At 65.0% G+C, this 13,452-nt stretch carries 8 protein-coding genes; 5 read left to right on the plus strand and 3 right to left on the minus strand.

What is annotated here, in order from left to right; translation table 11 throughout:
- Positions 1-117: 117 nt before the first annotated feature.
- Positions 118-276: a hypothetical protein gene (locus NKI49_RS04450; RefSeq protein ID WP_352695540.1), complete on the plus strand. Its 159-nt coding sequence runs from the start codon at positions 118-120 to the stop codon at positions 274-276.
- A 93-nt stretch (positions 277-369) separates the two neighbouring features.
- Here NKI49_RS04450 and murJ read toward each other — a convergent pair whose 3' ends face one another.
- Both murJ and NKI49_RS04460 read right to left on the minus strand, forming a co-directional pair.
- Complete coding sequence (gene murJ / locus NKI49_RS04455; RefSeq protein ID WP_352605329.1) at positions 370-1,968, minus strand: murein biosynthesis integral membrane protein MurJ; 1,599 nt, start codon at positions 1,966-1,968, stop codon at positions 370-372.
- Between the two features lie 64 nt (positions 1,969-2,032).
- Complete coding sequence (locus tag NKI49_RS04460; RefSeq protein WP_352605331.1) at positions 2,033-4,834, minus strand: [protein-PII] uridylyltransferase; 2,802 nt, start codon at positions 4,832-4,834, stop codon at positions 2,033-2,035.
- 256 nt (positions 4,835-5,090) lie between these two features.
- On the opposite strand from NKI49_RS04460, the gene NKI49_RS04465 reads away from it, so the two are divergent.
- From NKI49_RS04465 to NKI49_RS04475, 3 genes are all read left to right on the plus strand, one after another.
- The gene (locus NKI49_RS04465; protein WP_352605333.1) at positions 5,091-7,592 is read left to right on the plus strand and encodes a heavy metal translocating P-type ATPase; all 2,502 of its coding nucleotides are present in this window, start codon (positions 5,091-5,093) and stop codon (positions 7,590-7,592) included.
- A 43-nt stretch (positions 7,593-7,635) separates the two neighbouring features.
- Complete coding sequence (copM, locus tag NKI49_RS04470) at positions 7,636-8,028, plus strand: CopM family metallochaperone (protein WP_352605335.1); 393 nt, start codon at positions 7,636-7,638, stop codon at positions 8,026-8,028.
- An 86-nt stretch (positions 8,029-8,114) separates the two neighbouring features.
- The gene (locus NKI49_RS04475) at positions 8,115-8,960 is read left to right on the plus strand and encodes an aldo/keto reductase (RefSeq protein ID WP_352605337.1); all 846 of its coding nucleotides are present in this window, start codon (positions 8,115-8,117) and stop codon (positions 8,958-8,960) included.
- 240 nt (positions 8,961-9,200) lie between these two features.
- Here the strand turns inward: NKI49_RS04475 and mutS are convergent, their stop codons facing one another.
- Positions 9,201-11,969, minus strand: coding sequence for a DNA mismatch repair protein MutS (gene mutS / locus NKI49_RS04480; protein ID WP_352605339.1), 2,769 nt, complete (start codon positions 11,967-11,969; stop codon positions 9,201-9,203).
- 161 nt (positions 11,970-12,130) lie between these two features.
- Between mutS and NKI49_RS04485 the strand changes: the two genes are divergently transcribed.
- Positions 12,131-13,321, plus strand: coding sequence for a glycosyltransferase (locus tag NKI49_RS04485; RefSeq protein ID WP_352605341.1), 1,191 nt, complete (start codon positions 12,131-12,133; stop codon positions 13,319-13,321).
- The last annotated feature ends 131 nt before the right edge of the window (positions 13,322-13,452 follow it).

The raw sequence follows: 13,452 nt of genomic DNA on the forward strand, positions 1-13,452 counted from the left end.
CTTGCGACGGCGCGCTTATGGACGAGAGTGCGGGGAGGATCAAGAGGTTGCCGGCTACGAGCACGAACATCGGAAGCGCTAAGTCAGGCGTCTTGACGCGGAGATGTGGATAGCTAGATGGCTGAACTACATTCTCATTTGCGAGGCCAGCCGATGATGAAGATCAGCACCGAAGCTTCTGCGACTGCCACGCATGAAGCCCTGGAGCGCCGACGCAAGCGCGAACGCCGTTGGAAACGGCGGCTCGGCTCCGAGCCGAATCCGGCATTGAGCTGAGCAAGCAGGCGCGCAATCCGCTGCCACGCTCGGTCTATGACGAATTGTCTGGCGAAGACTGATGTGTCGTTATCATGACGGGCGAATTCCGGCTCACGGATCTGGAGACTGTTCCTTAGTCGGCGGCGATCCCTTTCGCCCGATGTTGCGCCGGATCATGCCAAAATCGGCGCCGCCGGTGGCAAAGGCGGTGGCGAAGTAGAGCAGGGCGCCGCCGGCGACCAGCGCCAGAAGCGTCGTTGCCTTGATCACCAGCGGCGAGCCCGGACCGAGCCTGACGGCAAGCCAATGCTCGGCGAAATAAAGCGCGGCCGCCATCACCGCCGCCGACAGCACCAGGCGCGGAATGCGCTTCAGCAGCGGCACGTCGCGGCCCCAATGGCCGCGCCGGATCAGCATGGCAAGCAGCATTAGCGCGTTGACCCAGCCGGCCACGGCCGAGGCCACGGCAATGCCGGGTGCGCCCATCTTCGGAAACAGCGTCAGGGCGGTGGCGACGTTCACCGCCACCGAGATGGCGGCGAACATCATCGGCGTGCGCGTGTCCTCGCGCGCGAAATAGCCTGGGGTGAATGCCTTGATCAGCACGAAAGCCGGCAGACCGAGGCCGAAGATCGCCAGGATCGCGGCCACTGTCGGCGTCGAATGGTTGGCGGCAAAGGCACCGCGCTCGTAGACCAGCCGCACGATCGGCTCCGACATGACCCAGAGGGCGGCCGCCGCCGGCAAGGTCATGAACAGCGTGAATTCGACGGAGCGGTTCTGCAGATTTGCGGCCTCGATCAGATTGCCGGATTTCAGTGCCCGCGACAGTTCGGGCAACAGCACGATCGCCACCGCGACGCCGACCACGCCGAGCGGCAGCTGATAGATGCGGTCGGCATAGGCAAGCGAGGAGACGGCGCTGTCCTGCGCCGAGGCGATCGCCGTGCCGATCAGCTGGTTGATCTGGGTGATGCCGCCGGTGATCGCCGCCGGCAGCGCCAGGATCAAGAGCCGCTTGACCGCCGGCGTCATTTTCGGGCGGCGGAAGCCGATCGTGATGCCGGCATGGCGCACCGCCACCCAGACGATCGCCAGTTGCACCAGCCCCGCCGCCAGCACGCCCCAGGACAGGCTGAAACCGACATCATGCGCGTCGAGCCCATTATACCAGGCATAGGCGAGCACGCCGATCAGGATGACGTTGAGGAACACCGGCGCGACCGCGGCGGCGAAATAGCGGCGCAGCGAATTCAACATGCCCGCCATCATGGCGCCAAGCGACATGCAGATGAGATAGGGGAACATGATAGTCGCAAGCCGGACGGTCGTTTCGAACTTGCCCGGCGTATCGGCGAAACCCGGCGCCACCAGGTAGCGCACGATCAGCGGCATCGCCAGTTCCATGACGATGGTCAGCGCCAGCAGCGCGGTGAACAGCACGCCGAACACTTCCTCGGAGAAGCGCTTGGCGCCCTCGGTGCCGTGCGTCTCGATCTCCTTGGCGAACAGCGGCACGAAGGCGGCATTGAAGGCCCCTTCGGCGAACAGCCGGCGAAAAGTATTGGGGAACTGGAAGGCGGCGTTGAAGGCGTCGGCGACCGGCCCGGTGCCGAGCGCTGCCGCCATCAGCATTTCGCGGCCGAAACCGAGCGCGCGGCTCATCAGCGTGCCGGAAGCGACCGTTGCGAATTTCTTGACGAGGCTCATGCGTTTGGAGACTGCCTGCGGGATTGGGACAAAGTGATGATGCCAGGCGCTGGGATGATAACAGTCACTCGGCGGCGGCCTTGGCCTTGCCGCCGCGTTCGGGCGCGATGCCTTCCAGGGCCGCGATCAGCCGGTTGCGGATGGTAGCGGTGCGGGCCGGGCTGTCGATCTTCTGACCCGTAAGATCGGTGACATAGAAGGTGTCGATGACCTTTTCGCCGAAGGTGGTGATGTGAGCCGATGCGATGTCGAGCGACAGGTCGGAAAGCGTTCCGGTGATCTCCGACAGCAGCCCGGGCCGGTCGAGGCCCTCGACCTCGATGACCGAAAAACGGTTCGACAGCGCGTTGCGGATTTCGGCGCGCGGCGGAATCTTGAACACCTTGGCCCCGCGCCGCGGCTTTGTCCGCTTCTCGATCATCTCCGGCAGCCAGCTCTTGCCCGACAGCACGTCCTCGATCAGCCGGCCGACGCGCTCGGCACGGCGGCGCTCGTCCTCGTCGCGGTCGAATTCCCGCGAAATCAGGATCGTGTCGAGGGCGCGGCCATCGGATGTGGTGAAGATCTGCGCGTCGACGATGTTGCCGCCGGCGGAGGCACAGGCGCCGGCGATCACCGACAGCAGGCGGGGATGGTCCTGCGCCAGCACCGTGATTTCGGTCACCGCCTCGAACTGGTGCGTCTTGACCATGGTGGCGAGCTTGTTGCCCGCCGCGTCCGCCTCGCGGATGAATTCGGCGTGGCGGAGCTGGTCCGGCAGGTCGACGGTCAGGAGATAATTCTCATAGTGCAGGCCGACATAGCGTTTGCGGGCCTTGTCCGGCCAGTCGGCGAGCGCTTCGGCCAGGCGTTCGCGGGCCGCCGCCGTCCGCTGCGCACGCGAAACTTCCGAGAAGCCGCCGGTCAAAAGCAGCTCGGTCTCGTAGTAGAGGGTGCGCAGCAGCTGGCCCTTCCAGCCGTTCCACACACCCGGCCCGACTCCCCTGATGTCGCAGACGGTGAGGATCAGGAGCAGCTTCAACCGCTCGACCGATTGCACGATCGCGGCGAAATCCTCGATCGTCTTGCGGTCGTTGAGATCGCGGGTCTGCGCCGTCATCGACATTACGAGATGGTTCTCGACCAGCCAGGCCACCGTTTCGGTGTCGGCGGCCGATAGCCCCATATGCGGGCAGATACGGCGCGCGATCCTGGCGCCGGCCTCGGAATGATCCTCCGGCCTGCCCTTGGCGACATCGTGCAGCAGCACGGCGACGTAGAGCGCCTCCCGGCTCTTCTTCAGCCCCGGCATCAGCGTGTGGGAAAGCGGATGGACCTTCTCGCCGTCGCCACGCTCGATCTCGGCCAGCACGCCGATGCAGCGGATCAGGTGCTCGTCGACGGTGTAGTGATGATACATCGAGAACTGCATCATGGCGACGATCTTGCCGAAATCGGGGATCAGCCTGCCCAGCAGCCCGGCCTCGTTCATGCGCCGCAGATTGAGTTCGGCATTGCGGTCCGACGTCAGGATGTCGAGGAAAAGCCGGTTGGCCTCCTCGTCGCGCCGCAGCGATTTGTTGACCAGGCCGAGCGAGCGGGTCAGCAGCTTCAGCGCGTCGGGGTGGAATTCCAGCCCGTGCTTGTCGGCGAACCAGAACAGCCTCAACAGATTGACCGGATCGCGTTCGAACACCTGGTCGTCGGCGATGTTGATGCGGTGGTTGTCGACGATGAAATCCGACGTGCCGGCGAGCTTGCGCTTGCGGCGCTGGAAGGTGAGAAAGATGCGGTTGAAGCCAGGCACATGCTTGGCCTGCTCCTCCTCCAGCGCGGCACAGAAGATGCGGGTCAGGTCGCCGACATCCTTGGCGACGAGGAAGTAGTGTTTCATGAAGCGCTCGACCGCCGACAGGCCGGGATGGGTAGTATAGCCCAGCCGTGCGGCGATCTCGCGCTGGATGTCGAAATGCAGCCGCTCCTCCGCTTTGCCGGTAAGGAAATGCATGTGGCAGCGCACCGCCCAGAGGAAATCTTCGGCCTTCTGGAACTCGCGGTATTCGGCCTCGGTGAAGACGCCCTTCTCGACCAGTTCCTCGCCCGTGCGCACCCGGTAGAAATATTTGCCGATCCAGAACAGCGTCTGGAGGTCGCGCAGGCCGCCCTTGCCGTCCTTGACGTTGGGTTCGACCAGATAGCGGCTTTCGCCGGCCTTGGCATGGCGGTCGTCGCGCTCGGCGAGCTTGGCCTGCACGTATTCCGGCCCGGTCGTGCGCACCACCTCATGGTCGAAGCGCTGCATCAGCTCGTCATAGAGCTTGAGCTCGCCCCACAGGAACCGCGCCTCCAGGATCGAGGTGCGGATGGTGATGTCGGTACGCGACAGGCGCAGGCATTCGTCGATGTTGCGGGTGGCGTGGCCGACCTTCAGCCCGAGATCCCACAGCATGTAGAGCATGTATTCGACAGTCTGTTCGCCCCAGGGCGTCTGCTTGTAGGGCAGCAGGAACAAAAGGTCGATGTCGGATCCCGGCGCCAGCGTGCCGCGGCCATAGCCGCCCACCGCGACGACCGCCATGCGTTCCGCCGAGGACGGGTTCTTCACCCGGTAGACATGGGTCGCGGCGAAATCGTAGAGCGCGCGGATCAGTTCATCCATCAGATGTGACAGCCGCTCTGCGCAGGCATTGCCGCCGCCATCCACCTTCAGCATGGCTTCGGCTGTTCTGCGGCCTTCGGCAAGCCGGCCCTTGAGCAGCTGGAGAACGCCGGCGCGGGCAGCATGCCCGGAGCCGTCGCCGACCGTGGCCGCGGTCAGCGCGGTCATTTCGCGGCGCAAGGCTTCGCCGTCGATCAGTTCGTCGAGCTTCAGAGAGATTTTCGCCATGGGTACCGGTGGCCTTGCCTTTTGGGCGGCGTCTATAGCGTGTTTTCGTGGCTCTGGGTATGGATTCCGCCGACGGCCCGGCAGCAGGTCTATTCCTCCGCCTCGGGCGGATCGTTGGCCGCGGGCTTGGCAGGTACATCGTGCAGGTACATCGTCTTGCCAAGCGCGTGAGTGAGAAAAGCCAAAACGGGCCCTTGACCTTCCAGTTACTGGAAGCACTACCTCCGGCCGAAGCAGTTGCACAGGGGCATTCGCAATGACGCATTCAGAGCACGATCATCACACACATGGCGGGTGTTGCGCGACGAAAGCCGCGGCTGGAGATACGGGCGTGGTGCGCGATCCGGTCTGCGGCATGACCGTCGATACCGCCGCCGGCAAACCGACCGCCGAACATGGCGGCCGCCTTTATCATTTCTGCAGCGAAGGCTGCCGCACGAAATTCCAGGCAGAGCCGGAAAGCTTCCTCTCGGCCACCGATCCCGTCTGTGGCATGAGCGTCGACCGCGCCACGGCGAAGCACTTTGTCCGCCATGAAGGCCAGGGCTTCTATTTCTGTTCTGCCGGCTGCAAGGCTAAGTTCGAAGCGGCGCCGCAAACCTATCTCGGCGACAGGCCGGCGCCCCAGCCAGCACCCAAGGGCACGCAATACACCTGCCCGATGCATCCCGAGATCATCCGCGACAAGCCTGGCGCCTGCCCGATCTGTGGCATGGCCCTTGAGCCGATGGGCGTGCCGACGGGCGATGAAGGGCCAAATCCCGAGCTGGTCGATTTCACCAGGCGGTTTTGGGTAAGTGCCGCGCTTTCCGTGCCCCTTCTGATCATCGCCATGGCTCCCATGACAGGCCTCTCGCTCGAAGGCCTGGTCGATGACCGGACGAAGGTCTGGATCGAGTTGGTCCTGGCAAGTCCGGTGGTGCTCTGGGCTGCCTTCCCCTTCTTTCATCGCGGCTGGGATTCGATCCTCAACCGCAGTCCCAACATGTGGACGCTGATCTCGCTCGGCGTCGGCGCTGCCTACTTGTACAGCCTGGTCGCCACGCTCTTTCCTGACATTTTCCCGCATCAGTTCCGCGGCCATGGCGGTGCGGTGCCGGTCTATTTCGAGGCCGCCGCCGTCATTGTCGCGCTGGTTTTCCTCGGCCAGGTGCTGGAGCTGCGCGCCCGCGAGAAAACAGGTTCGGCGATCCGCGCCTTGCTCGATCTCGCGCCGAAGACGGCGCGGCGTATCGCCGAGGACGGCACCGAAAGCGATGTGCCGCTGGACGGCGTCAAGGCCGGCGATCGCCTGCGCGTTCGCCCCGGTGACGCCGTGCCGGTCGACGGCACCGTGCTGGAAGGCCGTTCGTCCATCGACGAATCGATGATCACGGGAGAGCCCCTGCCTGTCGAGAAGGTCGAAGGCGATGCCCTCACCGGCGGCACGCTCAACAAAAACGGCTCGCTGATCATGCGCGCCGAGCGGATCGGCGCCGAGACCACGCTCTCGCGCATTGTCGACCTGGTTGCCAAGGCACAGCGTTCGCGCGCGCCGATTCAAGGCTTGGCCGATCGCGTTTCCTTCTACTTCGTCCCGGCCGTGGTTCTGGTCGCGATTGCAGCCTTCATCGCTTGGGCGATATTCGGCCCCGAGCCGAGCCTGATCTTCGCCATCGTCTCGGCTGTCTCGGTGCTGATCATCGCTTGTCCCTGTGCGCTGGGTCTCGCCACGCCGATGTCGATCATGACCGCCACCGGGCGCGGAGCGCATGCCGGCGTGCTGATCAAGGAAGCCGCCGCGCTCGAACGCTTCGCTTCGGTCGACACGCTGATCGTCGACAAGACGGGAACACTGACCGAAGGCCGGCCGAAACTGACCGATGTCGTGGCTGCCGGCGGCTTTCCCGAGGACGAACTGCTGGCGCTCGCCGCGGGCCTGGAGAAGGGGTCTGAGCACCCGCTGGCGGAAGCCATCGTCGAAGGCGCCGGCCAGCGTGGCCTAGAGATCGCCGAGGCCAGCGGCTTCGAGGCGGCCACCGGCAAGGGCGTCTCGGGCACGGTGTCGGGCAAGAAGGTCGCGCTCGGCAACGCGGCGATGATGCGCGACCTCGGCGTCGATATTTCCGCCATATCCGCCAACGCCGAGGCGCTGCAGGGCGACGGCAAGACGGCGATGTTCGTTTCCGTCGGCGGCAAGCTGGCCGGCATCGTCGCTGTCGCCGATCCGGTGAAGGCGACCACCGCCGAAGCGATCCGGGCCCTGCACCGCAGCGGGTTGAGGATCATCATGGCGACCGGCGACAATGAGCGCACGGCCGGCGCCATCGCCAGAAGCCTTGGTATCGACGAGATTCGCGCCGGCCTGCTGCCGGAACAGAAAGCCGCTCTCGTCGACGAGCTGCGTGCCGCAGGCGCCGGCGTCGCCATGGCTGGCGACGGTGTCAACGATGCCCCGGCCTTGGCCAGCGCCGATGTCGGCATCGCCATGGGCACCGGCGCGGATGTCGCCGTCGAAAGCGCCGGCATCACTTTGGTGAAGGGGGATCTCAACGGCATCGTCCGCGCCCGCACGCTGGCCCGGGCGACGATCGGCAACATCCGCCAGAACCTGTTCTTCGCCTTCCTCTACAACGTGCTCGGCGTGCCGGTGGCCGCGGGCGTTCTCTATCCGCTCACCGGCACGCTTTTGTCGCCGATGCTGGCGGCGGCGGCGATGAGCCTGTCCTCGGTGTCGGTCATATCGAACGCATTGCGGCTGAGAACGTTGAAACTCTGATCCCAGCTCCCAAATACGAAACCCAGTCAACAGGAGACCATGAATGACCTTGGCTAAGAAACTCGTGCTTTTGCTGATGGCGGCTGGAATGCTGGTTGCCGTTTTCCTCGAAAGCATTCCGGCGCAGAGCGAAGAGATGAAACATGACATGGGCGCGATGGCGATGGGGGCCGATAGCCCTTCGACGTCGGGCTACAAGGCCGCCATGGACAAGATGCATGCCGACATGATGGCCTCGGAATACACCGGCAATGCCGATGTCGATTTTATCAGGGGCATGATCCCGCACCATCAGGGCGCCATCGACATGGCCAAGGTCGAGCTCGCCAACGGCAAGGACCCGGAGATCCGCAAACTGGCCGAAGCGGTCATCAAGGCACAGGAAGCCGAGATCAAGCAGATGCAGGACTGGCTCGCCGCCCACCCGGCGAAGTAAGCCTTTCGCCAAGGAGGAACCGGCGAGAACTCCTCTGGATTTCTCGGCCGGCCTGTGCTGCGATCTCGCGTCAACGGGAGCCCGCCATGCCATCGACGGTCAGAACCACCACGCTGCCCTCCGGCGAAGCCGTCCCCATTCTCGGTCAGGGCACGTGGAAGATGGGCGAGGATGCCCGCCGCCGTGCCGATGAGGTCGACGCCCTGAAGCTTGGCCTCGACCTTGGCGTCACGCTGATCGATACCGCTGAAATGTATGCCAGTGGCGGCGCCGAGGAAGTGGTGGCGCAGGCCATTTCCGGGCGCCGCGACGAGGCCTTCCTGGTCTCGAAAGTGCTGCCATCCAACGCCTCGCGCGCCGGCGTGCAGCGCGCCTGCGAGGACAGCCTGAAGCGCCTGCGCACCGACCGCATCGATCTCTATCTGTTGCATTGGCCTGGCGGCGTGCCGTTGACGGAGACGGTCGCGGCTTTCGAGGCGCTGAAGAAGGCCGGCAAGATCCGCCATTGGGGCGTCAGCAATTTCGACACCGACGAGATGGAGGACCTGGTCGGCCTGCCCGACGGCGGCAATGTCCAGACCAACCAGGTGCTTTACAATCTTTCCCGGCGCGGCCCCGAATTCGATCTGGCACCCTGGAGCCGGAAACGCGGCATCCCCTTGATGGCCTATTCGCCGGTCGAGCAGGGCGCCTTGGCGCACAATGCCAGGCTCGACGCCATCGCTGCCCGCCACAACGCGACCGCGGCGCAAATCGCCCTGGCCTGGGTGATGCAGCAGGACGGCGTCATCGCCATTCCGAAGGCCGGCAGCCACGAGCACATCCGCCAGAATGTTGCGGCGCTCGATATAGAGCTTACGGGCGAAGATCTCGCCGATCTCGACCGGATGTTCCCACCGCCGACGCGCAAGCGCGGGCTGGAGATGATTTGAAAGCGTGAAGCTGCCAATCTCCCCCCTCGTGGGGGAGATGCCCGGCAAGGCAGAGGGGGGCGCTGTCCCGCCAACATATCAAACGACTGCTTCCGCATGCCATTCTCCGGCGAGCATCATCAGAGGGCAAGTTAAGCAAGGTCAGTACTCTACGACGCCCCCCTCTGTCCTGCCGGACATCTCCCCCACGAGGGGGGAGATTGGCTGTTTCGGCGACACCGCCATGCCAGCAGTTCCAACCTACGTCCCCACCAATCCCTTCAGCCGGTACAGCGCCTCCAGCGCTTCCCTGGGCGTCATCTCGTCCGGGCTGATCGCACCGAGCGCGTCACTGAGCGCGTCATTCTTCACCGGCTTCGGCGTTTCCCGCTTCACGGCCACGGAAAACAGCGGCAGGTCGTCGACCAGCCGGTTCGTCTTGCCCGAAACTTCGCCTTCCTCGAGCTGGTGCAGCACTTCCTTAGCCCGATCGACAACCGCTTCCGGAAGGCCGGCGAGCCGCGCTACCTGCACGCCGTAGGAGCGGTCGGCCGCGCCTTTGCCGACCTCGTGCAGGAAGACGACGTCGTTCTCCCATTCCTTGACCCGCATGGTGACGTTGTGGAGCCGCGCCAGCTTGCCCGCCAGCGAGGTCATCTCGTGGAAATGGGTGGCGAAGATCGCACGGCAGCGGTTTTTCTCGTGCAGATATTCCACCGCCGCCCAGGCGATCGACAGGCCGTCGAAGGTGGCCGTGCCGCGGCCGATCTCGTCGAGGATCACCAGCGCGCGTTCGCCCGCCTGGTTGAGGATGGCCGCCGTCTCCACCATCTCGACCATGAAGGTCGAGCGGCCGCGGGCCAGGTCGTCCGAGGCGCCCACGCGCGAGAACAGCCGGTCGACGACACCGATATGGGCCGATGTCGCCGGCACGAAAGAGCCGGTCTGGGCCAGGATCGCGATCAGCGCATTCTGCCGCAGGAAAGTCGACTTACCGCCCATGTTAGGGCCGGTCAGCAGCCAGATCGCGCCGTTCCTGGCACTGCCCTCCGGCGACAGGTCGCAATCATTGGCCACGAACGGCCCTTCGCCCGAGCGCCGCAACGCCTGCTCGACCACCGGATGCCGGCCACCGCTGATCTCGAAGGCGAGGCTGGAATCCACCACCGGCCTGCACCAGGCCTCGCTCTCCGACAAAAGCGCGAGTGCCGCCGACACGTCGATCACGGCAAGCGCGTCGGCGCCGGCGCGGATCTTCTCCGCCTCGCCCACCGCTTCCGTCGTCAGCGCATCGAAGGCGGCAAGCTCGATACTGAGCGCGCGATCGGCGGCGTTGGCGATCTTGGTCTCGAGTTCGGCGAGTTCCGTCGTGGTGAAACGCATGGCGTTGGCCATGGTCTGGCGGTGGATGAAGCGCGCCTTGGCGCCGTCGCTGCCGGTCATCACCGCATGGTGATTGGCCGTCACCTCGATGTAGTAGCCGAGCACATTGTTGTGCCGGATCTTCAGCGAGCGGATGCCGGTCTCGTCTATCAGCGAACGCTCCAGTCCGGCGATCACCTTTCGCGATTCGTCGCGCAGCGCCCGCATCTCGTCTAGCTCCGGATGGTAGCCGCCACGGACGAAGCCGCCATCGCGCTTCAGGAGCGGCAGTTCCGCGCCAAGCGCCTGCGTCAGATGCCCGGCAAGCGCTTGCGGCAGCGCCCGGATCGCGGCGAGCGCCGCCGCCAATTCCTGGGGCGGGGCGGTCGCGGCGAAGGTCTCGGCGATCGCGCCGGCCGCCTCGAAGCCGGCGCGCAAGGCGCCGAGGTCGCGGGGGCCGCCGCGGTTGAGCGCCAACCTGGACAGCGCGCGCGGCATGTCGGCAACGCTCTTCAGGCTCGTCCGCACCGCCTGACAAAGCCGTGTCTGGGAACGGAAGAACGATACCGAATCCAGCCGTGCGCCGATCTCGGCGGGATCGGTTAGCGGCGCCATCAGCCGGTCCGCGAGCAGCCTGGCGCCGCCGCCGGTCACCGTGCGGTCGATCGCCTTGAACAGCGAGCCTTCGCGGCCGCCGGAAAGCGTGCGCAGCAGCTCCAGATTGCCCCGCGTCGCCGGATCGATGAACAGCGTCGAACCCTGCTCCTCGCGCTCCGGCCGCGACAGCGGCGGGCGCTCGGCCTTCTGCGTTTTCTCGACATAGGCGATGGCGCCCGAGATCGCCGACAGTTCGGCGCGCGAAAACGTGCCAAAGCTGTCCGGCGTCGCCACGTCGAAGAAGCGGGCGATGCGCCCGGTGGCCGAAGCCGAATCGAACAGGCTCAGCGGCTGCGGGCTGGCGACACGGCCGAGCAGGTCGAATACCGGCTTCAACTCCGGATCATGGAACACCGGCTCGGCAACGATCAGCTCGCGCGGATCGACGCGGAATATGTCGGCCAAAAGCCTGTCGGCGGTGGTCTCGGTGACACGGAAGGCGCCGGTCGAGATGTCGATCCAGGCCAGCGCGAAACTTCCTTGGCCACCTGTCGCGCCACCGCGCTCCCCGCCTCTTGGCTCGGATCCACCCTTCACCCGCCCCAGCGCCATCAGGAAGCTCGATTCCGATGGCGCCAGCAATTTGTCCTCGGTGATGGTGCCCGGCGTCACCAGCCGCACCACGTCGCGGCGCACGACGGATTTCGAGCCGCGCTTCTTGGCCTCGGCCGGATCTTCGATCTGCTCGCAGACAGCGACGCGAAAACCTTGGCCGATCAGCTTCTGCAGATAGTCGTCCGCCGCATGCACCGGCACGCCGCACATCGGGATGTCGTGGCCCTGGTGCTTGCCGCGCTTGGTCAGCACGATGCCCAGCGCCCGGCTCGCCTTCTCGGCGTCGTCGAAGAACAGCTCGTAGAAATCGCCCATGCGGTAGAACAGCAGCGAATCCGGGTTCGCCGCCTTGATCTCGATGAACTGCTCCATCATCGGCGTGACGCCGGCCGTGCCGGGCTGCATCGGCGACATCGCCTCGGGGGCGTCGGGCTCGTTCGGGCTATGCATGTTCATGCGCGGCACGCTAGCAGATGTGGCGGCGGGGTTTAATGGCGCCCGCTTGAAAAGCAGGGGAAGACCGTGGCGATGCTGCCATTGATAGCCGGTTCAGCCGCATTGCCTGAGGCAGCAATCGCGAATATTGGTCATGCCCGGGCTGAGATGACAGGGGCGTCATGGACAGGGACGGGCACGAGACTTTCGAGGAGATGGTGGGACCGATCGTCTCACCACTCGAACGCCTCCGGCTCAAGGCAGCGCTGCACGCCAACCAGACGGTGGGCAGCCTGAGGCTTTTGGCGCTCAAGAAGGTTCCTTTCCTGCTTCCCGTCCGCGGTCCCTTGTCCGGTCTCGATGGCGCCATCCGGGTCGCGGTCCACGTGCTCAGCCATGATCCGCTGCTGATCTATACGTCGATCGGCGGGCCGCGCCCGCTCAACTCCATAGTGGCGATCAGCCGTCGCCTGGGCTCGCGGCGCGCCGTATTCCTGATGATCCCCAGCTGGACGCTCGAGCGGCCCCACGTCATCGAAAAGCTCGGCAAGGACTTAGCCTGGCATCGCGAGCGCTTCCCGCATCATGAGCTGATTTTTCTTTGCAATACCGAGGCGGAACGTCGCCTGGTCACCGCGGTCGGAGGAACCGCGATCTTCTCCAATCACAATCTGATGGTTTCCGAGGAAATCTTTCGGCCGTTGCCGGATGTTCCGGTCGAATTCGACGCCGTCTACAATGGCCGCATCTCGCACACAAAGCGTCACCATCTCGCTTTCGATGTCGAAAGGCTGGTCCACATCACCTTTTCGATCGGCGAACTGCCGCCAGCCGGCGACCGCGCCTTTATCCGTCGCATGCGGAAGCAGTCGCCGCTGCATCGTATCGCCAACCCGATCGTAGATGGCCTGCCTGCTCCGCTGACACCGCAGGCGGTCAATGGCGTCTACAACCAGGCTGCGGTCGGGCTCTGCTTGTCGGCCGCCGAAGGGGCGATGTGCTCCAGCATGGAATATTTGATGGCCGGGTTGCCGGTGGTCAGCACGCCCAGTCTCGGCGGCCGAGACGTCTTTTTCGATCCGGACTACTGCATCATTACCGAGCCCGAGCCGGCGGCGATCCGGCGTGCCGTCGACACCTTGCGCGACCGCGCCATATCACGCGAGGAGATCCGCGGCCGCACCCTGGCAAAGGTATGGCCGCAACGACGGGAACTCATGGAATTCCTGGCTGCGTTGCTCGATCGGATGGGGAGCAGGGAGCCGCCGCTTTCGCAATGGCCCTTTCCCGGAACCCGGACACTGCGGCGGTGGGCAACGGTGCGCCAGCATGCGCGTGAGATAGCGGCGCATGCGGTCGAAGATCGCCCCTGACCGGCCCTTCCGCCTTGAAGCAGCTTTGCCTGGCTTGGCGGTTTACACGCGGCGGCGGGTAGTCTTAATTCGGAACCCTACAAAGCACCCGCTTCAACGAGGTGCCGCACCGGTGAGGAAATCAAAAGCAT

Origin of the sequence: Mesorhizobium sp. M0587, from assembly GCF_040320945.1 — a bacterium.
Classification (GTDB): Bacteria; Pseudomonadota; Alphaproteobacteria; order Rhizobiales; family Rhizobiaceae; genus Mesorhizobium.